This is a genomic window from Pseudomonas sp. DNDY-54, assembly GCF_019880365.1.
Classification (GTDB): Bacteria; Pseudomonadota; Gammaproteobacteria; order Pseudomonadales; family Pseudomonadaceae; genus Stutzerimonas; species Stutzerimonas stutzeri_P.
The window spans coordinates 660,613-684,652 of sequence record NZ_CP082271.1; the positions used below are offsets into that span (position 1 = coordinate 660,613).

Annotated in this window: 28 protein-coding genes and 4 pseudogenes; 13 read left to right on the forward strand and 19 right to left on the reverse strand. The window is 60.3% G+C overall.

The features are described from left to right. Positions 1-2: 2 nt before the first annotated feature. Positions 3-401, forward strand: a complete 399-nt coding sequence (locus K4O48_RS03185; RefSeq protein WP_222910703.1) for a hypothetical protein — start codon at positions 3-5, stop codon at positions 399-401. Positions 402-773: 372 nt separating this feature from the next. Here K4O48_RS03185 and K4O48_RS03190 read toward each other — a convergent pair whose 3' ends face one another. Together K4O48_RS03190 and K4O48_RS03195 are read right to left on the reverse strand one after the other, a co-directional pair. Further along, positions 774-2,639 carry a polysaccharide deacetylase family protein gene (locus K4O48_RS03190; RefSeq protein WP_222910704.1) on the reverse strand — a complete coding sequence of 622 codons (1,866 nt, stop codon included), beginning with the start codon at positions 2,637-2,639 and terminating at the stop codon, positions 774-776. Positions 2,640-2,764: 125 nt separating this feature from the next. Beyond that, positions 2,765-3,730 carry a hypothetical protein gene (locus tag K4O48_RS03195; RefSeq protein ID WP_222912182.1) on the reverse strand — a complete coding sequence of 322 codons (966 nt, stop codon included), beginning with the start codon at positions 3,728-3,730 and terminating at the stop codon, positions 2,765-2,767. Positions 3,731-4,162: 432 nt separating this feature from the next. On the opposite strand from K4O48_RS03195, the pseudogene K4O48_RS03200 reads away from it, so the two are divergent. The 3 genes and pseudogenes from K4O48_RS03200 to K4O48_RS03210 all read left to right on the forward strand — a co-directional run. Beyond that, a pseudogene (locus K4O48_RS03200) lies at positions 4,163-4,366 on the forward strand (integrase); the annotation flags it as partial. Beyond that, a pseudogene (gene istB, locus K4O48_RS03205) lies at positions 4,365-4,799 on the forward strand (IS21-like element ISPst3 family helper ATPase IstB); the annotation flags it as partial. The pseudogenes K4O48_RS03200 and istB, both read left to right, overlap by 2 nt. A 231-nt stretch (positions 4,800-5,030) precedes the next feature. Then, positions 5,031-6,746 carry an LTA synthase family protein gene (locus tag K4O48_RS03210; RefSeq protein WP_234455018.1) on the forward strand — a complete coding sequence of 572 codons (1,716 nt, stop codon included), beginning with the start codon at positions 5,031-5,033 and terminating at the stop codon, positions 6,744-6,746. A gap of 13 nt (positions 6,747-6,759) precedes the next feature. On the opposite strand, the gene K4O48_RS03215 is transcribed toward K4O48_RS03210, so the two are convergent. The 6 genes from K4O48_RS03215 to K4O48_RS03240 form a co-directional block, all read right to left on the reverse strand. Further along, positions 6,760-7,242: a hypothetical protein gene (locus K4O48_RS03215; RefSeq protein WP_033937765.1), complete on the reverse strand. Its 483-nt coding sequence runs from the start codon at positions 7,240-7,242 to the stop codon at positions 6,760-6,762. Between the two features lie 92 nt (positions 7,243-7,334). Continuing rightward, positions 7,335-7,799 (reverse strand): periplasmic heavy metal sensor, encoded by a 465-nt coding sequence (locus K4O48_RS03220; protein ID WP_003302067.1) that lies wholly within the window; start codon positions 7,797-7,799, stop codon positions 7,335-7,337. Beyond that, entirely contained in the window at positions 7,796-8,224 is a 429-nt protein-coding gene (locus K4O48_RS03225; RefSeq protein WP_003302068.1) for an anti-sigma factor family protein, read from the reverse strand. Before K4O48_RS03225 ends, K4O48_RS03220 begins: the two co-directional genes overlap by 4 nt. Further along, on the reverse strand, positions 8,217-8,777 hold the full coding sequence (locus K4O48_RS03230) for an RNA polymerase sigma factor (RefSeq protein ID WP_003302070.1): 561 nt from the start codon (positions 8,775-8,777) through the stop codon (positions 8,217-8,219). Before K4O48_RS03230 ends, K4O48_RS03225 begins: the two co-directional genes overlap by 8 nt. 150 nt (positions 8,778-8,927) lie before the next feature. Continuing rightward, complete coding sequence (locus tag K4O48_RS03235) at positions 8,928-9,452, reverse strand: diheme cytochrome c (RefSeq protein WP_003302071.1); 525 nt, start codon at positions 9,450-9,452, stop codon at positions 8,928-8,930. 10 nt (positions 9,453-9,462) lie between these two features. Then, positions 9,463-9,870: a DUF1924 domain-containing protein gene (locus K4O48_RS03240; RefSeq protein ID WP_034064865.1), complete on the reverse strand. Its 408-nt coding sequence runs from the start codon at positions 9,868-9,870 to the stop codon at positions 9,463-9,465. A gap of 125 nt (positions 9,871-9,995) precedes the next feature. Between K4O48_RS03240 and K4O48_RS03245 the strand changes: the two genes are divergently transcribed. Both K4O48_RS03245 and K4O48_RS20425 read left to right on the forward strand, forming a co-directional pair. After that, positions 9,996-11,606: a 2Fe-2S iron-sulfur cluster-binding protein gene (locus tag K4O48_RS03245; protein WP_219852604.1), complete on the forward strand. Its 1,611-nt coding sequence runs from the start codon at positions 9,996-9,998 to the stop codon at positions 11,604-11,606. A gap of 96 nt (positions 11,607-11,702) precedes the next feature. Beyond that, complete coding sequence (locus tag K4O48_RS20425) at positions 11,703-11,984, forward strand: hypothetical protein (protein WP_064481053.1); 282 nt, start codon at positions 11,703-11,705, stop codon at positions 11,982-11,984. Here the strand turns inward: K4O48_RS20425 and K4O48_RS20625 are convergent. From K4O48_RS20625 to phnC, 7 genes and pseudogenes are all read right to left on the reverse strand, one after another. Then, positions 11,977-12,336 carry an MBL fold metallo-hydrolase gene (locus K4O48_RS20625; protein WP_230357762.1) on the reverse strand — a complete coding sequence of 120 codons (360 nt, stop codon included), beginning with the start codon at positions 12,334-12,336 and terminating at the stop codon, positions 11,977-11,979. The two genes, K4O48_RS20425 and K4O48_RS20625, sit on opposite strands and share 8 nt — an antisense overlap. 96 nt (positions 12,337-12,432) lie before the next feature. Beyond that, a pseudogene (locus K4O48_RS03255) lies at positions 12,433-12,738 on the reverse strand (IS5/IS1182 family transposase); the annotation flags it as partial. 107 nt (positions 12,739-12,845) lie between these two features. Further along, complete coding sequence (locus K4O48_RS03260) at positions 12,846-13,715, reverse strand: LysR family transcriptional regulator (RefSeq protein WP_003118428.1); 870 nt, start codon at positions 13,713-13,715, stop codon at positions 12,846-12,848. Then, on the reverse strand, positions 13,709-14,719 hold the full coding sequence (ptxD, locus tag K4O48_RS03265) for a phosphonate dehydrogenase PtxD (protein ID WP_003118429.1): 1,011 nt from the start codon (positions 14,717-14,719) through the stop codon (positions 13,709-13,711). The genes K4O48_RS03260 and ptxD overlap by 7 nt, the downstream gene beginning before the upstream one ends. An 8-nt stretch (positions 14,720-14,727) precedes the next feature. Continuing rightward, on the reverse strand, positions 14,728-15,555 hold the full coding sequence (gene phnE / locus K4O48_RS03270) for a phosphonate ABC transporter, permease protein PhnE (protein WP_010466252.1): 828 nt from the start codon (positions 15,553-15,555) through the stop codon (positions 14,728-14,730). Between the two features lie 8 nt (positions 15,556-15,563). Further along, positions 15,564-16,427: a phosphate/phosphite/phosphonate ABC transporter substrate-binding protein gene (phnD, locus tag K4O48_RS03275; protein ID WP_010466255.1), complete on the reverse strand. Its 864-nt coding sequence runs from the start codon at positions 16,425-16,427 to the stop codon at positions 15,564-15,566. Then, complete coding sequence (phnC, locus tag K4O48_RS03280; RefSeq protein ID WP_003118432.1) at positions 16,424-17,251, reverse strand: phosphonate ABC transporter ATP-binding protein; 828 nt, start codon at positions 17,249-17,251, stop codon at positions 16,424-16,426. Before phnC ends, phnD begins: the two co-directional genes overlap by 4 nt. A 272-nt stretch (positions 17,252-17,523) precedes the next feature. On the opposite strand from phnC, the pseudogene K4O48_RS03285 reads away from it, so the two are divergent. After that, positions 17,524-17,862 (forward strand): annotated as a pseudogene (locus K4O48_RS03285) (tyrosine-type recombinase/integrase); the annotation flags it as partial. Positions 17,863-18,020: 158 nt separating this feature from the next. On the opposite strand, the gene K4O48_RS03290 reads toward K4O48_RS03285, so the two are convergent. Further along, the gene (locus tag K4O48_RS03290) at positions 18,021-18,269 is read right to left on the reverse strand and encodes a hypothetical protein (protein WP_101153433.1); all 249 of its coding nucleotides are present in this window, start codon (positions 18,267-18,269) and stop codon (positions 18,021-18,023) included. A 63-nt stretch (positions 18,270-18,332) separates the two neighbouring features. On the opposite strand from K4O48_RS03290, the gene K4O48_RS03295 reads away from it, so the two are divergent. Both K4O48_RS03295 and tnpC read left to right on the forward strand, forming a co-directional pair. Then, positions 18,333-18,509, forward strand: a complete 177-nt coding sequence (locus tag K4O48_RS03295) for a hypothetical protein (RefSeq protein ID WP_003292677.1) — start codon at positions 18,333-18,335, stop codon at positions 18,507-18,509. After that, positions 18,506-18,868: a Tn3 family transposase post-transcriptional regulator TnpC gene (gene tnpC / locus K4O48_RS03300; protein WP_003292676.1), complete on the forward strand. Its 363-nt coding sequence runs from the start codon at positions 18,506-18,508 to the stop codon at positions 18,866-18,868. The genes K4O48_RS03295 and tnpC overlap by 4 nt, the downstream gene beginning before the upstream one ends. A 25-nt stretch (positions 18,869-18,893) precedes the next feature. Here tnpC and K4O48_RS03305 read toward each other — a convergent pair whose 3' ends face one another. Next, a complete protein-coding gene (locus tag K4O48_RS03305; protein WP_003292675.1) occupies positions 18,894-19,853 on the reverse strand; it encodes an arsenic resistance protein in 960 nt (319 codons plus the stop codon). A gap of 209 nt (positions 19,854-20,062) precedes the next feature. Between K4O48_RS03305 and K4O48_RS03310 the strand changes: the two genes are divergently transcribed. The 3 genes from K4O48_RS03310 to K4O48_RS03320 are packed head-to-tail and all read left to right on the forward strand — an operon-like array spanning position 20,063 to position 21,640. Further along, complete coding sequence (locus K4O48_RS03310; protein ID WP_003292674.1) at positions 20,063-20,497, forward strand: disulfide bond formation protein B; 435 nt, start codon at positions 20,063-20,065, stop codon at positions 20,495-20,497. Next, positions 20,494-21,174 carry a DsbA family protein gene (locus tag K4O48_RS03315; RefSeq protein WP_008569955.1) on the forward strand — a complete coding sequence of 227 codons (681 nt, stop codon included), beginning with the start codon at positions 20,494-20,496 and terminating at the stop codon, positions 21,172-21,174. The genes K4O48_RS03310 and K4O48_RS03315 overlap by 4 nt, the downstream gene beginning before the upstream one ends. Positions 21,175-21,178: 4 nt before the next feature. Continuing rightward, entirely contained in the window at positions 21,179-21,640 is a 462-nt protein-coding gene (locus K4O48_RS03320; RefSeq protein WP_003292672.1) for a methyltransferase family protein, read from the forward strand. A gap of 214 nt (positions 21,641-21,854) precedes the next feature. On the opposite strand, the gene K4O48_RS03325 is transcribed toward K4O48_RS03320, so the two are convergent. Then, a complete protein-coding gene (locus K4O48_RS03325) occupies positions 21,855-22,775 on the reverse strand; it encodes a cation diffusion facilitator family transporter (protein ID WP_008569956.1) in 921 nt (306 codons plus the stop codon). A 377-nt stretch (positions 22,776-23,152) separates the two neighbouring features. On the opposite strand from K4O48_RS03325, the gene K4O48_RS03330 reads away from it, so the two are divergent. Beyond that, positions 23,153-23,482 carry a hypothetical protein gene (locus K4O48_RS03330; RefSeq protein WP_023444715.1) on the forward strand — a complete coding sequence of 110 codons (330 nt, stop codon included), beginning with the start codon at positions 23,153-23,155 and terminating at the stop codon, positions 23,480-23,482. Between the two features lie 279 nt (positions 23,483-23,761). Here K4O48_RS03330 and K4O48_RS03335 read toward each other — a convergent pair whose 3' ends face one another. Beyond that, positions 23,762-23,887 carry a hypothetical protein gene (locus tag K4O48_RS03335; protein WP_023444716.1) on the reverse strand — a complete coding sequence of 42 codons (126 nt, stop codon included), beginning with the start codon at positions 23,885-23,887 and terminating at the stop codon, positions 23,762-23,764. Between the last annotated feature and the right edge of the window lie 153 nt (positions 23,888-24,040).

The following is a 24,040-nucleotide window of genomic DNA, read 5'->3' on the forward strand; positions in this document are numbered from 1 at the left end:
CGATGGGGCATTTAACGCCAAAGGATCAGAAACGCATCATTAAGCTGATTGAGGAATGGTCAGAGCCGAAGCTGACCTGGCCTTTGCTCGTTGAGGCCTGCAAAGAGAAATTGGGTATCAGCCGTGCTCGCCAGTCCCTGATGAATCTACCTGCCGTGGATTTGGCGATGAAGAATCGCAAGGCGGCATTGAAGGCCAAGAAGCTGAAGCCGGGCTGGATTGGCGATATTCAGACAGCCAACGAGCGCATCGAGGAACTGACAGCGACCAAGCAGAAGCTGTTAGCGGCTGTTCGAGATATGCGTAGCCGGTTTTTGATCTGGCAAGCCAATGCGGATATGCACGGGCTGACGCAATCGATGTTGGAGCGGCCGGTTTCACAGCTTCAAAAAAAGATCTGATCCGGTGTTCGGAAACTTATACTTGGGAAATACTCATGGCAGCTACGTCCTGAAATTCGAGCACTTGGACCATGCTCCGCGCTAAGTTCTGGAGGGGTGCGAGTTGATGACCCGGCCATATTACAAGCCATAACCGGGGATGAGGGTACCAGAGGAGCAACAGTAGCAAATCACATACTCAATCATGGCTACCGTCGCCAGCGATTTGATTTCCATGCTCACACCTGAATAATTTTCTTGTGAATGAAGCGGTCTGTTGCCGCTGGCCAACAATGACCGCTTTTGACCGCTTTGAGCCTTTCGGATTAGGCAGGAATCGGCCAAAACCTGCCCGTGGTGACAGTCGCAGTCGAACCTGGATTTCCTGCGTCTTTAGTGATGTAAGTCAATCATAATCGTGCCGGCGGGAATATCGCGGAACAGCCATCGCCCATCGGATAGCTTTTGCATGGCGCTGCCAGAGACCGGCCGCAGGCCAGTTGGCAACTCAAATACCAGATCTTTAATAGGCTCTTGCGCTTGGACGTTGAGCACAATTTGACCGCGTTGCGCCAGCACATCGACCTCGACTTTATCGCGTGCAGCCCACCAGCTGCCGTACTGGCTCATGGTTCCAAACCAGGCGAATGGTTTGAGTCGAGGAAGGATCTGTTCCAAGAAGCGGTACTTATGGTCAACTTCATTCGGGTGAAGCAGCATCACGTAACTTGCGCCATATCGGGCAAGCTTCTCGGCCAGCTCAACCGCCTCCTCGACTCGCTGATCCATAATCGGCGGTATCTCATCTTCAATCGCAATTGGAAACTCAAACACTGTCGTTTCATCGCTATACATCCGTTGCGTGTTTGTGCGAAACGGTAAGTGTGTGGTGAGGTTCCCTGCAGTTGCTGAACTCGAAAAGCGATAGCCCGATGCGGCCAGAGCCTCAGGGAGGCGAGGCGGTGTTGCTAGATAGCCGGGACGGAACGAGACCACCGAGCGACCGGTCAGTTGCTCCAACAAAAAGCGGCTCACCCTAAGCTCGCCCATCACCGTCGCACCTTGCGTATCGCCGAGAGCCTTAACCCTCGGCTGATAGGTCGGATATTGCTCGCTCCCATCACCAAGCTGAAGCGAGGCGTAAATGTCGGAATGGCTAACAGAGTGGCTGGCTATCTCCATACCAGCCGCCACCAAGGCATCCATCGCAGCAAGCGTACGGTCGTTGAAAAAACCTTCGTCCTGAAAGTCGCGGTAGTATTTTGTTTGTAGGAAAAAGGTTGCCGGTATTCCTTCCCGCACGAGCAAGTCCCGATAGGCAAGTAGATTGCCCATCGACTTGACGTAATCCACATCAAACGTCACGACCGCAGCCAGGCGTTGGCCTTGTGGCACAGAGCCAATCGTGACGGCTAGCGGTTCGTGCTGGCGATAGACAGCCCTGAGCCAGCGCAGCCATACGTCGACGGAGGGCTCATAACCATTGGCATAGGCCCGGTAGCCTTGGTCATTACGATCGTTGTGCGCTCGCATGATGAAAAAGCCGAGGTCAAAACCCAACGCATATGCGCTGCCGCCTGCCTTGTTGTCTCCTCTGACCAAAGCGGCGGATCCGTCTTCGAACCTGGCCAAAACCTGCTGCGCATTCACATACGTTTGCGTGCCGATCCAACTTGTCGGCAGATCAGGCTGGCCAAGCAGTACTGTCTTTTCATGGGGATCGCTGATCCAGCCAAGGGCTGGCGCTTGTTCGAAGGTGATACTGTGGTGAGCTCGCGATTCCAAAGTCGATTCGAAGCCAAACAGATCGTGTAGTCCGCCACCCAGCACTTGTGTGGCTATTAGAGTCCGTCCTGCTTCCACGTGGCGGCGCAGCGCTGTGCGCCCAGCATCGTCAAGGGTGCGTCCCGAAAGCAACGGATACACGAGGACGACGTTATGACGAGTAGCCTCGGCGACGTCATCGGTAATAGTGAACGGCACGCCGATACTTTTGAGGCCATGAGACAGGCCGAGCCAAGCGGAATCCTTATCAGTCAACAAGATTGCAAGACGAGAAGGCTCTCCGCTGGCGAAGCGATTCCAGTCGGAACGCCCCTGGTCAGAGATATGGCTCACTTCAGTGGGCCCGTTTAGATCATCTAAGCGATCAAATGTGTTTCGCTCGATAAAAGCGGTAACGGCAACTATCAGCAAACTGACAAGAACTATAATGGCGATGGCACGTGCCAAGATGGCAGGCTTGTTTACGAACGGCACGAAGACCTCGTCGGTGCAAGTTGAAAATTAGCATCTTGGAGCAATGCGAGGCAGGAAACGTTAGAGCGGCAACCGGCTCCTGCTGCTTCCGGATCGTAGCTGTTTCGTTTATTAGCAATAGATTTTCATAGTTGTTGGCCGGTTGGATAATATTCCCACTCTTGCCAGTCGATACCCCCTACAGCCAAAGGCTGCAGCCTAGCCCGCCAAAAGCTGTCCTGCTCTTGAAGTAGAGCCTGTGCTGCGCCGCCCCAGGTTTCTTCAGGCGCAAGCTGAGGCTCTATGCTCTGCGCGAGTCGAAAGCGCACGGCCGGCCAGCGCTGAGCGATTTTCTCCGTGAGCTGGGCGCTGCGTTCAGCACTGCGGGTGTAGATCATCAAACTCACCTTACTAACACCGATGGAAGGTAGCTCACACGGAGCGCAAGGAAAGCCACCCATCTCCTCAGTAAACCAGCGGTAATGGCTCGATATTTCGACAGGCCAAGGACTAGCGGCTGCCACATGCTTTAGCGTGTCCAGCCATTCACGCACATGTTTCGCCGGAACCGGCCAGCCACGCTGCTCAACTTCCAGATCCAGATGAAGTGCTGAGAACGACACAGACTTCAATTTCGAAATGATGGCGATCAGCGAAGCGCGGTGCTCAGGCGCCATCCAGTCTGGATCACCCAAAAGCAGCACAGGCTCGAAGCCACGTTTTCTGAGCGTTATGGCAACCGCATCGAGCGTCCGCACAACTTCCGGTTGCGCTAATTGCTCGGCGCTCAGCCCGATATATAGACGTTGGATGCCCGTGCGGTCCAGGCGAGACAGCTCGTCGGTTCGAGTAGCAGGATTGAGCAACGCACGGCTATCCCAAATGTACACGCCCCGCCTCCAGGCCTGGGTAGCCTCGGGTTCAGCAGCGTTTACTTCCAGAAAGTGCAATTGCGCCGGTGACATAACCTCTGCCGGCGCAGCGAAAGCCAGGCAACTTAGCAAGCAGCACACTAGAAGCTGGCGCATTTGAAACTTCTTCGCTTTAAGGAGAACCCACCACGGTGCCATGGCTGATGATTCACGATCACGTCGCAGCATTTCATTGAGCATCGCAACCGCGCTCCAGCATCGAATGACAATATGAGCCACGGAAGATCTGGACGCCCCGCCACAGGCGTAGGTATCCGCGTAGCGATAGTTTTGCACCATGCGAATCTAACCGAGTGGCGGTTTCACGTTATCAACCAAAACCGTCACTAGTGACTAGGAAGTCTCAGGGGTACGAGTCGTCAAGAAGCCAGCGGACATTGAGGGGCAAGTCCAATGTGCCGAGAAGAGGTTTACAATCCCCGCCCCGCTAAACGGTATGTTGCATACAGCCAGCGCTGCAAGCGAACTGCATAGGTCAGCCCGTCCAGCTACACGGGTGGACACCATCTGCTTCGGGTCGATCGCTCTCAAGGACTGCTTTTGGCCGGTTAGCGACCACTGCTCTGGCTAGCCATGCTTGCCCTCCCACATGTGGAGGACTTGCCATGAAACATCATTGCTACCTGTAGCCGTCAGCCCTGGAACAAAGGTAAGTTGGTCGGGCAGAAAACCCCACTCCGACTGAGAGATATCTGGGCCATCCGAGTAAGGCTTCAAATTGCAGAAAGATCCCGGGATCTGGCTCTCTTCGATCTGGCCATCGACAGCAAGCTTCGAGCCTGCGACTTAACCAAACTCCGTGTGTGCGACGTTGCTCAGTAAGCGCGTGCGCTTCTACTCCACGGTCGATCTGGTCAATCTGCTGGAGCGCGAAAAACACGACGGCAAAGCCGGGCGGATCGCCCAGGCACTGCTGCGCATGGATCTGGTCATCCTCGACGAACTGGGTTATCTGCCGTTCAGCCAGGCTGGCGGTGCGTTGCTGTTTCACCTGCTGTCCAAGCTGTACGAACACACCAGCGTGGTGATCACCACCAACCTGAGCTTCGCCGAATGGTCGAGCGTGTTCGGCGACGCCAAGATGACCACCGCCCTGCTGGATCGGCTGACCCACCACTGCCACATCGTCGAAACCGGTAACGAGTCCTATCGCCTGCAACACAGTAGCTTGGCGGCCCAGGCCAAGATCAAATCACGGGAGCGAAAGCGTAAGGGCGGCCAAGAACCGGAGGACGATGAGCCGTTCTGATTTCATGGCGACGACGGCCTGCTACATGGCTGCGTGTGGCAGGTCTTAAACAACTGAACTGGGCTAGCGAAGGAGTGGGGGCAACAGCAGCTGCGCTGGTAGACTTATCCACAGTTGCTGGTAACAAAATCAGCAATCCGTCCTGGGTCAAATTTCAATCGGCAGGGTGGGTCAATTTTCCATCAGCGCCAACACCAGTACCTGCAGGAAGACCCGGCGACGGTGCTGAGCATGCTCTGGCACGGCTTCCCGGTGCTGCGGCTGCTGGCCGCCTGGCTCGCGGCGAGCGCCGCGCTGTTCGCGCTGTTCGGCTGGCTGGAGCGCCGCACCCGCGCCGCTCCGGTGAGCCTGGCGAGCGCGCCGGCCCGCCGCGGCGCGAGCTGGCCGGCGCGGTTCGCGGTGTTCGGCGTGTTGCTGGTGGTCAGCGTGGTGGCCGCGCGCGGCACGCTGCGTCAGGGCCCGCCGCTGCGCTGGGGCGATGCCTTCACCACCGCCTCGACCTTCGCCAACCACCTCGGGCAGAACGCCACGCTGTCGCTCTACGATGCGGCGCGCAACCGCTTCTCGAGCCATCGCGACAACAGCTGGAAGGCGACACTGCCGGTTGCGGATGCGCAGGCGATCGCCCGCGAGCTGCTGCTGACCGCCAACGACCGGCTGGTGGACGCCGAGCTGGCGCCGGTGCGCCGTGACTTCCAGCCGCCGGCGGACGGCCAGCTGGCGGTGCGCAACGTGGTGGTGATCCTCATGGAGAGCTTCGCCGGCCGCTATGTCGGCGCGCTCGGCAGTGCCGACGGCATCACGCCGAACTTCGACCGCCTGGCCGGCGAGGGGCTGTTGTTCGAGCGCTTCTTCGCCAACGGCACCCACACCCACCAGGGCATGTTCGCCAGCATGGCCTGCTTTCCCAACCTGCCGGGCTTCGAGTACCTGATGCAGACGCCCGAAGGCGGCCATCGCTTCTCCGGCCTGCCGCAGCTGCTCGGTGCGCGGGCGTTCGACGACGTTTACGTCTACAACGGCGATTTCGCCTGGGACAACCAGGCGGGGTTCTTCGGCAACCAGGGCATGAAGCGCTTCGTCGGCCGCAACGACTACGTGAATCCGGTGGTTTCCGACCCGACCTGGGGCGTTTCCGACCAGGACATGTTCACCCGCGCCGCCGAGGAGCTGGGCAAGCTGGATAACGGCGCGCCGTTCTATGCGCTGCTGCAGACGCTGTCCAACCACACGCCGTATGCGCTGCCCGAGCAGTTGCCGGTCGCTGCTGTCGAGGGGCATGGCGCGCTGGATCAGCATCTGACGGCGATGCGTTATTCGGACTGGGCGCTGGGGCAGTTCTTCGACAAGGTGCGTAACCAGCCTTGGTTCAAGCAGACCTTGTTCGTGGTGGTCGGCGACCACGGTTTCGGCGCGCCGGAGGAAGTCACCGAGATGGACCTGCTGCGCTTCCACGTGCCGCTGCTGCTGATCGCCCCGGGCGTCACCGAGCGTTTCGGCAGCCGTCGCGAGGTGGTCGGTACGCAGGTGGACGTGGTGCCGACCATCATGGGCCGCCTCGGTGGCGAGGTGCGTCATCAATGCTGGGGCCGCGATTTGCTCAGCCTGCCGGCGGACGATCCGGGTTTCGGCATCGTCAAGCCGTCGGGCAGCGACCAGACCGTGGCGCTGATCCGCGGTGATCGGGTGCTGGTACAGCCCAAGGAGCAGCCGGCGCGGCTGTATCGCTATCGCCTGGGCGGTGAACCGGCTGGCGAGCGGATCGCCGCTGCCGAGGATCAGCCGCAGCTGCTGCGCCAGCTGCACGCCTACCTGCAGACCGCCACCGCCAGCCTGCTGGCCAACACCAGCGGAGATCGCAGCGGCGAGGGCGAGTCGGAAGCGGTGGCCGCCGAGGTGCCGCTCGCGGTGAAAGCGGCCCCGCCGGCACGGCCGGACAAGGGTTGAGCGCGGCGGTCGATCAGTGTTCCAGCGGCTTGAAGCTGTCGTCGGCGAAGTAAGTGGCGTAGTCGCCCAGCGCGCCGACCACCGTCACCGCGCCGTCGCGCTGACCGGCCGGGGCGCCGCTCATGGCGTCGGCACCGGCGAGCAGCTGGGCGATGATCAGGTGCAGCTGCGCGTCGGCCTCGGCGCTCAGCTTGCAGTTCTCCACCATGTAGGCGACCTGGCCGCGCACCGTCTCGGCCAGTTCGCCGTAGCGGGCGGCGGGCAGACGGTCTTCGTGGATCGCCGGCAGCGCCTGGCGCATATCGTTGTTGATGGTGCCCATTGCCTGGCGCAGCGGCGCGTCGGTGGCCCAGCGCTTGCCGGCATCGAGTTGCAGCGCCGGCGCGCCTTCGCCGTGGCCGTGGTCATGGCTGGTGGCGGCGAGGCTGGTGCCGGCGTGGCCGAGGGTGCCGGCGAGGATGATGGCGAGGGCGAGAGCGTAAGGTTTGCGGATCATCGATAGAACTCCATTGAGCGAGCCGGCGAAGTGCGGCTCCTGATGTTCTAACGCAGGCGCGACGGTTTTGTTCCATCGCGCCGTGCAATCCGTCATTTGCGGTGCAATTGCTCGATGCTGTCGGCGCCGAACGACTGCTGCGTGAGCACCTGGGCGAGCCGCGCGCGCTGCTGCGGTTCGAGGATCTCGCGCTCCTGCAGCAGCTGGTCGATGAGCAGGCGCTGCTGTTCGTTCTGCAGTTCGGCGATCTTCGCCTGCTCGGCGTCGATCACCGTGCGGTCCACCTGTTCGGCGAAGATCGCCTCGATCAGCCGGTTGCGGTGTTCGCCGAGGCTGGCGTTGGAGGCGCGCAGGTAGGCCAGGAACGGCGCCTCGGCATCGTGCCAGCGCTGCAGCTGGCTGGCGCTCAGTTGCAGCTCGCGCGACAGCTCGGTCGGTGCGCCGGAGGGCATCGGCAGGCCATCGCGACTGAGTTTCTGCCAGCCAAGGCCGGCGAGCACGCCGACGTTGACCAGCACGGACAGGACCAGGGCATTGCGCAGGGTGGTGTTGCTCATTTCAGGTTTACCTTCAGGTAGCAGAATTCGGGGCGCGCGCAGAGCGCGCCGGGTGGGGTGCTGCCGAGGACGGCGAGCAGGTCGTGGCTGGGTGAGCTGCCCGGCGGCTGGCCGGGCAGGGCATAGCCGAGCAGCAGGCCGAGCAGGACCGACGCCGCGGCGCCGATACCCTGCGCCCAGTGCCGGGCCCACCAGCTGCGCACGGGCGGCGGCGCGAAGGGCCGCTGCAGACGCGCCTGCAACTCGGCCGGCAACTCCGGGCAGGCCAGCGCACGCAAGCCCTGGCCGAGCCCGTCGAGTTCGGCCAGGGTGGCGCGACACTGCGGACAACCCGCCAGGTGGGCGGCGGCGTGGCGCTGTGCGGCGGCGTCGAGTTCGTTGTCGAGGTAGGCGGACAGGATCGCCATGTCCAGATGCTCAGTCATCGAGGGTGCCTCCGTTGGCCTGGCGATAGCCGTGCAGCAGCGCCTCGCGGGCGCGTGCCAGGCGCGACTTGACGGTGCCGGCGGCGAGCTGCAGCGTGGCGGCCAGTTCGTCGTAGGCCAGCCCCTCCACCTCGCGCAGCAGCAGGATCTCGCGCTGTTCGTGGGGCAGGCGGGCTAGCAAGCGTTCCAGCAATGCCAGATCGCGACCGGCCTGCAGTCGGCTCAGCGGCGATGGCGCTGGATCGACCGGCTCGGCCAGTTCCTCCGGCGCCACGTCGACGTAGCGTTGCCGCTGGCGCAGCGTATCCAGCGCGGCATTGCGTGCGATCTGCAGCAACCAGGTCTGCAAGCGTGCTTCCGGGCGCCATCTGGGCAGCGCCTGGAAGGCGCGGATGAACGTTTCCTGAGTCAGGTCAGCGGCCTCGTCGGCGCTGCCGAGCAGGCGACGGAGGAAGTGGAAGACCCGCGCCTGATGGACGCGCACTAGCGTGCCGAACGCCTGGCGATCACCACGCGCGGCCTGCTGGATGAGGTCCTGTTCGCTGTCGTTCATTAAGCGCTCGTCTGGGTTGACCGCGCAGGGCGCCGCTAAAACCTGCTGCGTTGCCAACGCCTCGGTTTTTACCGGTGCCCGTGCGCTGCCGGCCGGGTTGCCGCAGGGATATAACGCAACGGTTGGCGAAATGTTCCGGCTATTTTTGTCTCAGCGCGGAATCTTCACCCGGTCCTCGTCGAAGTCGCCTTTTTCCGCGTCGCGATGGCAGGCCACGCAGTTGAAGCGGCCGCCGACCGACTCGCGGGCGAACTTGGCTTCGCTGAGCTCGTCGTGTTTGTGCTCGAACCAGCGCGTCTGGCTGATGCGTGGCGGCTCGCCGGCGGTGGGTGACGGCTCCACCGGTAGGCGGTTGGCGGCCGAGGCGCGGACCAGGAAGTCGAGGATTTCCTTTTCCTGCACCGGGTCCAGCGACGCGTTGCTGCCGTAGTGATCGCCCAGGGTGCGCATCTGCTCGCGCCAGGCATCGGCAGGCAGCAGGCCGGGAGAATAGAGCATGTGGCAGGCCGCGCATTCTTCCTTCCACACCAGCGGTGCGTCGCTGGGTACCGTCAGGCGCTTGGGCCGCTTGTAGCCCTTGCGCTCTCGATGGTCGTCGTCATCGGCGAAGCTGAGGCCGGCCAGTACCAGGGTCAGGCCCAGCCCGGCGACGGCAGCGAGGGGTGCGATCTTCATGGCAGGCTCCTTATCTGATGCTGTCGATCCAGCTGATGAAGTCACCTTTTTCCTGCGCGGTGCATTCACGGGCGTAGACGTCGTCGCAGTTGCGGCGGAACCATTTCTCGACCTTCTTCAGGTCGGTGAAGCGCTCGGGGTTGGCTGCCGGCGCCAGCGGATCGACCTTGCGATGCGCCGGCGTCTTGCCGGGCTGACGCGGGTCGGCGGTGTGGCAGGTGGTGCAGCTCATGGTCTTGCCATTGCGCTGCTCCTCGGCGAAGTACAGCGCCTTGCCGCGCTCGGCGGAGAAACCGGCGAAGTTCGGATTCTCCTGACGCGCCTGGGCGGCGTAGCCGGGCAGCAGTGGGTGTTCGGTTTCGGCCAGGGCGGGCAGGCTCAGGCAGCAGGACAGGAGGATGATCCAGCGGGCTTTCATGGTGCGCTCTCCGGTTGGGAATGAGTGCAGCCTAGGCGCGCCGCCTTACGCCAAGCTGAACCGCAGCGGCTGGCGGCGTTCAGTTTCGTTTCAGCTCGCAGGAATACAAAGGCGGCATCCATTCAATGAGGATCGCCGTCGTGGCTGCTTTCAATCGTTTCCGTCTGTTCCACTGGCTGCTGGCCGGTTTCTTTCTTGGCGCCTACCTCAGCGGTGACGACGCCGAGACGCTGCATATCTGGCTGGGCTACGGCCTGGTGGCGCTGTTGGTGTGGCGCCTGCTGATCGTGCCGCTGCGCCTGCGCGGCTTCCCACAGCTGCTGCCGCCGAAGGGCCAGCGGAGCAAGCCGGGCCTGTCGAGCGTCGGCAAGTGGCTGACGGTCGGCGCGCTGGGCAGTTTCGCCATTGCCAGCGTGGTCGGCCTGGGTATGGTCGACAACGGCGATGTGCTGGCCGCCCTGCCGGGCGTGGGGCCGGATGTCTTCGGCGCTGCCAGCGACATCGATTTCATCGGCTGGATGGGCGATGCCGAGGAGGTGCACGAGTTCTTCGCCAACCTGGGGCTGTGGCTGATCGGCCTGCATGTCGGCTATGTGCTGCTGTTCCGCCGCAAGTCGGTATGGCCGATGCTGCGCGGCGTGCCCAAGGCGGGGCCGGCTTCGACTGCACCTTCGGCTTCGACGTCGACACCGGCAACGACGTCGGTCGCGACCGCGTTCGCATCGGCGCCAGCGCCTGCCGCCGGGGAGTTCACCCGTCTGCGCATCGTCTCACGCCAGGCCGAAACCGCCGACAGCTGCTCGTTCACCCTGCAGGTGCCGGCCGCCCAGCGCGCACGCTTTGCCGCGCAGCCGGGGCAGTTCCTCACGCTGAAGGTGCCCGCTGCCGAGCCGGCGCTGCTGCGCTGCTACTCGCTGTCGCAGCGACCGCAGGCGGATGGCGCGCTGCGCATCACCATCAAGCGGGTGCCCGGCGGCCGCGCGTCGAACTGGCTGCTGGACAACCTGCAGGCCGGCGATTGCATCGAGGCGCTGCCGCCGGCCGGCGTGTTCGTGCCGCGCAACCTGGATGACGATCTGCTGCTGCTCGGCGCCGGCAGCGGTATCACGCCGCTGATGGCGATCCTGCAGGCGGCGCTGGTCGAGGGCAGCGGGCAGGTACGGCTGTTCTATGCCAGCCGCGATGCCGCCTCGCTGATCTTTGCCGAGGAGCTGGCCGAGTGGTCTGCGCGTTACCCCGATCGCCTGCAGCTGCGCATCTGGCTCGATGCCGAGCAGGGTGTGCCGAGCGGCCCGGCGATTGCCACGAAGATCGCTGACTGGTCAGCCGCCGACGCCTTCATCTGCGGGCCGCAACCGTTCATGGATGCCGCGGGTGCCGCGCTGGGCGAGCGGGGTGTGGATGCGGCGCGTATCCATCTGGAACGCTTTGCCGCCGCAGCGCCGACGGCCGCACCGGGCGGGCGCCGCAGCCGCCTGCGGGTCGCGCTCGACGGTCGCCGTCACGAGCTGGACGTGCCGCGCGGCGAGGTGCTGCTGGAGGCCATGGAACAGGCTGGCCTGCAACCGCCGAGCGCGTGCCGCTCGGGTGTCTGCGCCGCCTGCAAGTGCCGGGTGGTGGAGGGCAGCGTGAGCATGCGCAGCAACCAGGTGCTGAGCGAAAGCGAGGTGCGTCAGGGCTGGGCGCTGGCCTGCCAAGCCGAACCGCGCAGCGCCGAACTGCAAGTCGAATACTGACGTGTGGGAAAGGCCGCTGGCCGTTTTCCACCCTGCGCATCGGGTGATCGACGGGGCGTAGGGTGGATAACGGCGCAGCCTTATCCGGCAGTACCTGTGCCTCTGGCCGGTGGAAAAAGCGATTGGCCATTTGCCGAGGGTGGAGTGGCGACGGTCACCGATGGATTTGCCGCAGGCCGAGCCGGCGCCGTGGCAGGGGTAGATCTCGATGCGTTCGCCGAGCGGCAGGTAGCGGGTGAACAGCGTGGCGTAGAGCTGCGCTGCCAGCTGCTTGGTGCTGTCCTCGCCGAGCAGGTCGGGGCGGCCGACGTCGAGGTTGAACAGCGTATCGCCGGTGAACAGCGCGAAGGGCGCTTCGCCCTGCTGGCTGTCACGTAGCAGCAGCGAGATGTGCTCGGGGGTGTGGCCTGGCGAGTGCAGCACTTCCAGGCTGACCTGACCCAGTTCCAGCACCTCGCCGTCGTCCACCTGACGCAGCCCGAAGGCGTAGTCCGCCGATGATCTCGGCGCCGCAGCGTTCGGCCAGCGCCTGGGCGCCGGAAACGAAGTCGGCGTGGATGTGCGTCTCGATGGCATAGGCGATGCGCAGGCCCTTGTCGCGCGCCAGGTCGAGGTAGACCTCGACGTCGCGCCGCGGATCGATCACCGCGGCGACGGCGGCCTTGCTGTCGCCCACCAGATAGGAAATCTGCGCCAGACCTTCGGTGTAGATCGACTCGAATACCAGCATGCGTGTGCCTCCGTAATCCGTGAGGGTTACGGATGTGAGCGCCGGTTGGCCGCCGGCGTTCAATCGCAGCGGGTCACTTGCGGACCAGCAGCACCCCGTGGTTTCGTCGGGGATGCGCTCCAGGTTCAGCCCGGCAAACTGGCGCAGGATCGTGGTTTCGTACAGCGCTTCCTCCATCGCTGGATCGCTGTAGCCGAACCAGTTCTGCAGCAGATGCACACGCAGCATCGCCATCAACGGGTAGGCCGGACGGCCACCTTCACCCTTCGGATAATGTGGCTCGATCAAAGCAATCAAGCCCTTCCACGGCACCACCCGATCCATCTCGATCAGGAACAACTCCTTGCGGGTTTGCTTGCGCTTGCCAGCGTACTCGGCGTCGGCGAAGGTCATCTGCTTCATCGGGAAACTCGGTGGGTGGGGTCGCGGTATTTTGCCAAATCAGAAAGTCTTTTTCAGAGTTTCCCTAGGCTGACAAGCCAAGCGCTGGATCGCAACCATCCATCACCTTATCCAGCTAGATCTGCCTCCTCCAATAAGTGCCGCACAAATCCCGGCGGGTGCAGATTTCCGGGAGGTTTGCGCCAGATCAGTTGGAGACGCTTTTCAAGCCCCGGGATGGGAAGAGCTACCAGCGCGCCACTGCGAACTTCGTCTTGTACTGCGGAAGCCATCACCAACGACACGCCGAGTCCCGCCCTCACTGCTTGTTTGACTGCCTCGGTGCTGCCTAGCTGCATACCGCTGCGAGGCACGCCCAGTTCGCCAAAGTATTCGGTCAGAAGCCGTCCGGTACCGCTACCCGGTTCACCTCCCAGCATCGGCAGGTCCACCAGACGATCACGTTCTATGCACCCTGCTTCAGCCAGCGCATGGTCGGGGCTGACGATAAGCACCAGCGGCTCGACCCGCCAGAGGCGGTATTCGAAGTCGGGGTGAGGTAGCCACCATTCCATGATCGCGGCGTCGAGCTGGCCCGCCAGTAGCTGGTCGGCCACATCCGGGTTGGCGGCGATGCGCAGATCCACCTCGCCCCTCTCATTTGCGGTCGTCAGATAGTTGCGCACGAATGGCTGGAGAAGGTAGGTGCCGATGTTGGAGCTGGCCCCGACGCGCTCACGATTGCCATGCAGGGCTTCTAGCGCCCGGGCGTGCATGTCGAGCAAGGCGGTCGCATGCGGCATGAAGGCCAGCGCCCGTGTGGTAGGCTGGCAGCCGCTACGACTGCGCTGCACCAGCGTTACGCCGACCTGCTCTTCAAGCTTCTGCAAGTGCTGCGACACCGTCGGCTGGGCCAGCCCCAACGCCCTCGCCGCGCTCTGAAAACTGCCTGTTTGAACGATCGCTACCAGGCTCTTCAGCCAGACCGGATTCAACATGCGGCAGGCTCGGCCTTGGGCAGACGGTTCGCAGCGTTGATTGGGCGCGCACCTGCCAATACCTGGATGATGTTCTGCGCTGCACAACGTTCAATCTCCAGGCGCACCGCGCGCACTGCCGACCCTATGTGCGGAGTGAACAGCGTATTCGGATGCGCGAGCAGCGCAGGATCGATCAGCCGCGGCCGGTCCGCGCGAGCCCAGTCTTCCATTTCGAATACATCCGCCGCATACCCGCCGAGCTGGCCTCGCTCAAGCGCCGCGAGCACGGCGGCTTCATCCACTACCGAACCACGACAGGGGTTTACAAGCAGAGCGCCCGGCCGTACGAGGGCAAGCAGCTCGGCGTTGACCAGATGCTGGGTATCGGCATTCAAGGGAAGCGCCAGCAGGATGAAGTCCGAGCTGGCGAAGAGTTCGCTGCACGCCACCTGGCGCAGGCCGAGCCGTTGCTCGGTTTGTGTATCCAGAGCCTTCGCCTCGTGGTACTGCAGGGTCGCGCCCCATCCCTGCAAGCGATCAGCCATGGCCAGTCCGATGGCGCCCATGCCAAGGATGCCGACCGTAGCGTTATCCAGCCCCGTGCCGTAGAACTGTGGTTGCCAGCCCTGGAACTCGCCAGAGCGGACGAACGCATCTGCTGCCCGCAGATGCCGCCCCAGCCCCACCGCCAGTCCGATCGCCAGCTCGGCAGTCGGGACCGTCAACAGATCAGGCACGAAGGTCAGCCAGACCCCGCGGGCAGTACAGGCGTCCACATCGAAATTGTCGAAGCCCTTGAGCGCGCAGCCGACTACACGCAGCTCAGGGCAGGCTTGAAGAAAGTCTGCATCGACCCGATCGGGCATGAACGCCATCATCGCCTGAGCATCGCGACAGCGGCGCAGAATTTCCTCGCGCGTCAGCGTGCTGTCGGTCTGGTTGGTCATCAGCTCGCAATGTGGCGCCAGCAGTTGCAGGATCTCATCGTGTACTCGGTGAGTTATAACGAGTTTCGGCAGCATGGTTTGTCCTATTTGAAACGTTTGCGCAGCACGCCACTGAAGGCGTCTACTAGCGTGACCATGGCCAGGATGACCAGCAGGATTGCTGCAACCTCCTGGTACTGCATGATGCGCAGCGAGCCCATGAGTTCGAAGCCGATACCGCCGGCGCCAACCATGCCCATCACGGTGGAGGCGCGAAAGTTGTATTCCCAGCGGTAGATCGCCACGTCGGCGAACTGCGGCGTCACCTGTGGCAAAACCGCGTGCAGCAGCACTTGCATCGGCGTAGCCCCCGCCGCCCGAGCGGCTTCCACCGGCGCTTCGTCGACGTGCTCGATGGCCTCGGCGAAGAACTTGCCGACCATGCCGACCGAATGCAGACCCAGGGCAAGCACGCCCGGCAAGGCGCCGAACCCTACGGCTGCAACGAAGATGATGCCCATGATCAGCTCCGGCACCGACCGCAGGGCATTGAGCAGCACCCGGGCAACACCGAACACAAGGGGGTGCGGCGCCGTATTGCGCGCTGCAACGAAGGCCACCACCAGCGAGAACACCACTGCGATGGCCGTACCGGCGATGCTCATCGCCAAGGTGTCGATCAAGGGGCGAATCCAGCTTCGATAGCCCGAAAAGTCTGGCGGCATGGCCTCGCCTGCCAGGGTCGCGATGGAGGGCAGCCCGTTCAGCAGCGTGGTGGCATCGAGCAGCCCCACGTACCAGCAGGCCAACAGCACCACTCCGAATACAATCGCCACCTGCCCCAGCTGGCGCCACCAACCGAGGCCGAAGCCTCGAAGGATGTGCTCGCGTTGCTCTGCAGGCAGCGCCTGCACGTCGTAATGAGTAGACATATCGGTGCTCACATCGTGGCGAAGTCGAGGCCGAGCAGCGATCCCATGTTGCGGATCACATCGTAGTCGGCGTCGGTGATTGGCGCGAAGGCCTCGGCCTTGAAGTTGCGCAGCACTTCGGGATCGTCGATACCGACGAATACATCCCGCACCTTGGTTTTCAGCTCGGGGCTCAGGTTCGAGCGCATCGCCCAGGGGTACTGGGGGTATTCGCCGCTGTAACCAAGTACTTTCACCTTGCTCGGATCGATTAGGCCACGTTCGGCTACGTGATTGAAAATTACCTCCGACAGCCCACCCGCATCGGCGTTGCCGTTCGCCACGTTGACGGCAACGGCGTCATGCGTGCCCACAAAATGTTGTTCGTAGTCCTGCCCACCCGTCAAATCGGCCGTCTCAAGAAGCACGGTTTTGGGAATCAAATGGCTGGACGTCGATGCCCGGTCACCATAGGCCATCTTCTTGCCCTTAAGGTCGGCATACTCATTCACGCCTGACGCCACATTGGCGATAATCACCGAGCGATAGGTCGGCTTGCCGTCGATGACCATGGCAGCGAAGGGCTCGATGTCGCTTTTGCTTTTGGCCATGACGTAGGACAGCGGACCGAAATACGCCAGGTCGATACGGCCAAAGCGCATCGCCTCAATCATCGAGGAATAGTCGGTGGTTACGATCAGCTGCACCTTCTTGTCCAGATGCTCTTCCAGATAATCCTTCAGCGGCTGGTTACGCTTGATCAGCTCGGAGGCGTTTTCGTCCGGCAGCAGGGCAACCTTTAGCACATCCGGATCGGCATCGGCCGCTAGGGCGGACAAACTTGAAACAGCGGACAGCAAGCAAGTCAATAAGAGCGCGGATAAGCGTTTCATCGGGACATCTCCAGTGAAGGTTCGAGCATGACAGGTGGTTCAGCCGGAGCATTCGCTGGCTGAGTCGTAGAGCGGCCTGCATAGATGCGCTCAAGCTGCGCATCGGTGAGTTCCGAGGGCGCGGCATCGAAAACGATCTGAGAATCGGCCAGCCCGACGACGCGATCGGCGAAGCGGCGGGCATATTCGAGTTGATGCAGCGAAACGATGGCGGTGATGCCGTCTTCCTTGCAGATGTCGCGCAGCAATCCGAGAACACGGACCGAAGTGGCCGGGTCGAGACTGGCTACCGGCTCATCGGCCAGAATGATCGCCGGCTGTTGCGCTAGCGCACGCGCGATGCCTACCCGCTGCTGCTGGCCACCGGACAGTTTGTCCACCCGGCTTAGCGCCTTGTCTGCCAGACCGACCCGAGCGAGGCAACTGAGCGCAATCTCCTGATCGGCACGCGGCAGAGGAAACAGCGAGCGGAGCGTGTTGTGAAAGGCCAGCCGACCGGTAAGCACATTAGCCAGTGCGCTTTGACGTTCGATTAGCTGGTGGTGCTGAAAGATCATGGCGGTACGCCGACGATGCTGACGCAAGGCCGAGCCGCTGCCGAGCTCACCGAGTTCGCTGGTGACACTGCCGCCAGTGGGCGTGACGAGTCGATTGAGACTACGGAGCAAGGTCGACTTGCCTGCGCCCGAGAGACCAAGCAGCACGGTGAACTCACCACGCCGAAATGCAATCGAGGTATCGCGTAGGGCTGTCACGCCGCCTGGATAGACGACGCTCAACCGGTCGACCCGCAGCACGGCGTCCTGTATCGGATGGGGCGTCATTTGATCACCTTTCGCAATATTGCTGGCCGCACAATTGCGGTTCGCGATGCAAAGGGTAGAAATTCCTTGTTAACGCACTGCTTCTAAAGGATGACATTTCGATGAATACTTCGAATCTGCCGTAGCGGGGCGGCAAGCGAAGCCGTGGAAGAACGGGCGCAACGTAGCGTCTTTCTTCACGCGGGATACAGGAGGCTTTGATTGATACTGCTGCGGATTCGCTACAGTAACGTTGGGCCAGAACGTAATGCCATCCAAGCAAGAGAGCGCACACTAGGGAAACACGGTCTGCTCTCGCCGCCTGGATACATCAAGCACAGCTCCGGAGCCAGGACTGCCTTTTCCCGAGCAGGCTGCATACATCAGACCATCTATCCACTCGTCAATACGCTCGTATCGTCAAAGGCTGGGTAAAAGCCATTGGCCTAGATCCTGCCATATATGGCACACACACGATGAGACGTACGAAGGCATCGCTGATCTATCGCAGGACGAAGAACCTACGGGCGATTCAAATTCTGCTCGGCCATACGAAGCTTGAGAGCACCGTCCGATATCTTGGGATTGAGGTCGATGACGCTCTGGAAATGGCGGAGCAGACCGAGGTCTGACCATATATTGCGACGGTCGAAGTCAGACCGTCGCTAACCGGCCAAAAGCTGCCTGTCGTTGAGTGCAATTTTTGACTCATGGCTGCCAGCAACGGCAGCAGTTAAAATGCTCAGAGACGATCACTCAACGAGCAATAGACCTAGTTTGTTCGACCGAGCTAGATTAGTAAAAGCTCTTTCACTTTTTGCTTGATTTCAGCAGGACTTTCTTCAAATCCGTATTTACCGGCATTATCTTTAGAAGAGTTATATCCCAAGAAATAACCATTGTATTGAAAGTAGTTAGTGTCAATTTTTCGCCTGCTTGGCTTGCCTTTTTCCAGCATATCCAGAAGCGTTTTTAAGTGTGAGCGTGTTAGCCAGAATTTTAGAAGTAATCCGCTCCCTAGCACTTCAGTGCCGATCATTGGAGCTGCTTGAAAGCCCAAGGCCTAGCTCAGGGCTAGTCGTCTACACCAGTTCCGCTATGTATGCTGAAGGGGGCCCAACCACTCTACCTGACCAGCAACCTCAAGCGCTTCGGCGAATTCAACCTCAAGCTAAACCGGCCACCGGAGCCCTGGATCAAGGACTCGGTGTTCCAACAAGCTGCCGGCTCGCTGCGGGTGATCAGACCTAGCCAGCTAGATACCGAGAAAACGCCATGATCAACATTCCTCCCGCATCCTTCCGCCTTACACCGTACGGCGAAGTGGACGCCGTGGCGTTGGAAAACCTGCGCGACAGCTTCGACACCTCTCAACTGCTCCGGCTGGTTGATCGCTTGGACGTCTGCTTGGTGGAACTGGGTGGAATCACCTCCATTCGCGACGAGCTACTGAGATTGCATGCGATGGCTCTGACGATAGTTGAGGGCATCGCTCTTACGGTGCCTGCCGAGAGTGCTTGTATCTGGACAGAAGCCCAATCTCTACAGATGGATCTTGAGGCACTGGTTTCTTGGGCGCGCTCCGCTCAGCTCATCATTGCGCCGCTGATCAATCTTGCTCCACAGCACGAGGCATGAGCGCTCTCGCCGATTTCGACGAGGCTCAACTGTTTCTGACCATGGCTGGAATCGCCCGTAAGTAGATCAATTCACCAATCAGTTCTACGAGTGTCTGAGTAATCACAGCCGCCGCGGCCAGCGCGCGAATGGACTCCGGGAGCGCTAGGGCCAGGGGAAGCACTACAAGCGAGTTGCGAGTGCCTGAGCTAAAGGCCACTGCCCGTGCGGCAGAAGCCTCCAAGCCAAATAGCCGGGAGCTGAGTACGCCGAGGGCCGGAGCGAGTAGTAGAAACGCTCCGTATACCGGAAGCAACGGCGCCAGGATGTCGAGTTGGTACACGACAGCCGCGATCTGCGAACCCACCACCACGATTAGAACCAGGGCCATTGCAGGCACTGGCAGCCAGGCCCAACCTGCGCTCCATGCGCGAAGCAGCAGAGATCGGCGTCCGCCAAATTCGGTGAGCACAGCCGCTACCAAGGGTAGGACGATCAGTAACAGGAAGGCTTCTGCGAAGGGCCACAGCTCGATCACTGTGCCGGCTTCGGGGCCAAGGATTAGCCGCAAGTAGAGGGGCAGCAGCAGAAGCTGGAGCAACAGCAGCAATGGCGTCGCCGCGAGCACCAGACGAGAGTCCCCTTTGCCCAGGTGGGTGAAGACCACCACGTAATCGATACAAGGCGTCAGCAGGACAAGCAGCGCGCCGACCAACAAGGCCTTGTTCGATGAGAGCGGCCACGTCACCAGCCACACCATCAATGGCACCAATAGGAAGTTGGCCAGCAACAAGGCACCGACGAAGCGGCGGTTGGCAAAAGCTTCTCGCAGCTCCAAAAAAGGAATCTGCAGAAACATGGCATACATCAGCACGGCAATCGCCGGTGTGATGGCCATGGCCGTCAGTCCGGTGAATTGCGCAGAGCTCAGGCCTGCAATGGCAGCGGCCACCACCGCCGCGAAATAAAATGCTATCTGGTGTTCTTCCAGCCAGTCCCGCGACATCTGATATCTTCCCTTGTTGCGCAAGGGCGACATTCTCCCACTGGCATCGGATTTAACCCAGCGTTGAGGCTGGTTGCTTTTCGCTTTGCCGTTGGGCGAAGTCCGCAACGGTCCTAACAAGTCCTGCCGATAAGAGGATGCATGATGTTTCGAAATAACTGGATGGCGGGTCTGAGGCAAGTGCTCGCCATCGCCAGGAGTTAACCGCAATGAATCCTCAACCTTCAGGCATGCCCTGGAACCTGCTGCTGCTAACCTGGCTGGTCGCACTGGTATCGACCCTGTCCGCGCTGTTCATTGGTGAGGTGATGGGCCAGGCACCCTGCGTGTTGTGCTGGTTCCAGCGTGCCTTCATGTTTCCGCTGGCGGTGATCCTGGCCATCGCCTGCTACCGCTCGGATTTCACCGTCTGGCACTATGCCCTGCCGCTGACCGCTATCGGTGCGGCACTGGCATTTGTTCACACGCTGCTCTATGCAGGGCTGATTCCACAGCCGATCCAGCCCTGCACGGCCACTGGTCCATCCTGCTCAGGCGCCGGAATGACCCTCTTCGGCGTGGTGCCCCTGCCGGCACTCGCCTTGTTCGCTTTTATCCTTATCGCCATCCTGCTCATAATCATCCGTCGGAGAACCACCCCATGAATCGCCGTTCCGTGGTCCTGATCGTCAGTGTCGTGATCCTGGCCGTCTTTGCTGCCGCCGCATTCTTCTATTCCCCCTCGCAATCGCCTCAACAGGCCCAGGCTCCCGGTTCGACAGCCCAAGAGACCGCGACACAACCCAAACAGAACGGCGGCCAGTTGGTTCGCTTCCACTCTCCAGTGTTCGGCCCGGCGCAAGCGCCAGTGACCATCGTCGAATTCTTTGACCCCTCCTGCGAGGCATGCCGCGCCTTCCACCCCTATGTGAAGCAGATCCTCGCCGAGAACCCGGAAGACGTGCGTTTGGTGCTGCGCTATGTACTGTTCCATCAAGGCTCCGAAGAGGTGGCGCGAATGCTGGAGGCGGCGCGTAAGCAAAATCTCCATGAACAAGTGTTGGGGGCTGTGCTGGAAGCCCAACCCGGTTGGCACGACGACCCCAAGGTAACGCAGGCATGGGCTGCTGCAGAGCGCGTCGGTTTGAACTTGGAACAGGCCCGCCAGGACATGCATACGCCTGGCGTCAACGCCGTGCTGGAAACGGACATGCAGGACGTTAAAGCCGTTGGGGTTCGTGGCACGCCGACTTTTTTTGTCAATGGTCGTGCGCTCAGCGAGTTTGGCCCGGAGCCGCTGCGCCAGTTGGTGAACAGCGAAGTGGCCAAGGCACGAGAATGACACTATGAGCGCGCTGGAAAACCGCGTGCCACCGCTGCTCGTGGCCGGCCTGATCGCTGTGCTGATGGGTTTGTCGGGAACCAAATTGCCGGGTTTCGAACTGGCATGGACCGCGCGCCTGACCTTCGCTTTGCCAATACTGCTCCTGGGGCTCGGCGTGTGCCTCGCCGGCGTCCTGTCGTTTCGCCGCGCGCGTACTACGGTTAATCCATTGCAGCCGCAGCAGGCTTCTGCATTAGTGGAGGCTGGCATCTACCGGTACAGCCGCAACCCCATGTACTTAGGCTTTGCCATTATCCTGGCGGCTTGGGCGCTGGTCTTGGCCTCGCCTCTAACCCTGCTTGGCGTAGTTGCTTTCGTGCTGTACATGAACCGTTTCCAGATCCCAGCCGAAGAGTGGGCGCTGGAAACATTGTTCGGCGAATCATTTGCCCGCTACCGTGCACGAGTCCGCCGCTGGCTCTGAGCGTCCGCGGCGGTAGCGACTGGCGGGGCTTGCTCGTCGCGGCAGCCTGCCGAAGGTGCCACGACCTAGCCTGATCTCCTCGTGACGAGCTGCTTTGGCCACATGCCGCTAGCATGTCTCTGGTCGAAGACATAGCGCCAACGAGTGATGTCGCAAGTTCACTCCGTTGATATCGAGATAACTGTCTAGCAACAGCGGTGAGCGCAAAGCAGGCTTATGCTTCGCTGCGATGACTGTCGGCCTGCCTGGTGTCGATACAAACACTGCCGTCTAGCTCCATTTCAAGTGTCGAGTGGCTGACTTTGAATCGCTCATGAAGTACACGTTTTAAATCAGTCTTCACTCGTTCAATTTCGGGCAGGCTAGCCTTCTTGATGACAACGTGAGCTTCCAATGCAGTTGAATGTTCGGCAATTTCCCAGACATGTACGTGGTGAACACTCACAACGTCGTCCACTTGCTCCATGACATTGATTATATCAGTGATGGAAACTCCTTCTGGTGCGCCCTCCATTAACAAGTGAATGGTTTTAGGTAGCATGCTAAAGCCCTGCCATAGCACGTAACCAGCAATCATCAGCGTCAGTACAGTATCTGTCCAATACCAGTCATACAGAAGGATTAATGTTCCGGCAATAATAACACCGACGGAGGCCAGCGCATCCGACACATTGTGCAAGAATGCCGCCTTTATATTCATGCTATTCTTAGACATTGTGTAGGTGAGCAAGGCCGTGACGACATCTACAATCAAGGCTATTCCCGCCACCACGACCACTGTCCATCCTTCAATGGGCTGTGGGGCAAAAAACCGACCTATAGCTTCGTAGATGAGGTAGAGACCAACGATAATCAGCGTGACCAAGTTAATCAAAGCCGCTATGGTTTCACTGCGTCGGTAGCCGAAGGTTTTAAAAGCATCTGGCGGTTTGCGACCGATTTTACGTGCGATGAGCGCAATAACCAGTGATGCGGCATCGCTCAAGTTATGTAGCGCGTCAGCTATGAGCGATAAACTGCCAGAAAGTATTCCTCCAACAACTTGTGCCAGAGTTAGCACAGTATTAACGCCAATGGCAGCGATTAAACGCTTATCGCCTATGGCTTCGGTGTTATGGTTATGTTCGTGAGCCATTGGTTTTTAACCGTCCTTAAATAACATAAGACAAGGATAGGGAGCCCAAAAAAGTAATAGATAATACTAGCACCAATACCATCTGGCCTTCCAAACCACACTGACAGAAATGCGACCACTCTCAAGCGAGTTCGTGCATTATCGTCTGAAACTTGCCGATAACTGGCCGATCCCTCTCAAACGTTAAACGACGTTGCTCGCTAATGATAGATGATGCGGCGTCAATCCGAAGATGACAAAATTGTAATCTTCCAATCATTCTTTTCGTAGGATAGGCCCTTGCAGATTGGTGCGCCTCGGTGCTGACATGACGAAGCAAGGCGCTCATGTCACCGCGCAATGGAAGCATTACATTTCAATAATGTAATGCTTGGCTCATGCTGCTGTTAACTTCAATCACGCAAAATTCATTCGAACCTGCAGGGCTCAGCGAGAAAGCTCAGCAAGCCACCTTTGAATTTAGCGAGGACTGCCCTATGAATCTGTTGAAAGCTATTGTTGTTGGTTTGGTAATCTGCGGCTCCGCATTGTCTTATGCAGAAGATGGTTACGACCGCTCAATTAAATTTAATGAAAAATTCCGAGCAGATCAAAAACGAATTCACGGAACCGAATCCGCCAAACGAAAAATAGACGAATTACAGATTAAGGATACCCGCCAAGATCAGAACAATACGGAAAGCAAGAAAGAAACCAAAGCTGACTAACCGCTTCATATCTGAACGATATTCGCCTCCGGCAGCTTCCAATCTCCTTTGGAAGCAGTTGCACTCTAAGCGCCCTTCGGGGCGCTTTTTTGTTTCCATAACTTGCCCGCAACATCGCTACCAGCGAATCGCCCGGAATTTATATAAGCCGTTTCGTTTAAGTCAGGCCGCCATTGCCTGATCTGTTGTTATTAGCCTTCGCAAGGATCATGTCCGAGTGAGCTGAACAGACGCTGTGGCGTACAGCGCACCCATGTCTGGGTCGCTATCTCAAAGGCCTCACGGTTCGCCCATGATTGACGGTGTCAGCTCGGCCTTGCACAGCCCGCTGATCGTTCCAGCCAGGGCTTTGTCGTAGCTATCGCCCTTTGCTGCCGACCGGGGCAGGTCAGTCGCTGTTTGCATAATCCTTCGTCAGCTCACCGTGGGTGAAAGCCATCAGGTCAAGGACGCGTATGTAGCGAAAGTCATACGCACTAAGCGCTGAGCAATTTTTTATTTACCGCTTAGATGCATCAGACTGCGCCACAAAGGCTGTGCTGTCCGCTGCGCCGCTAA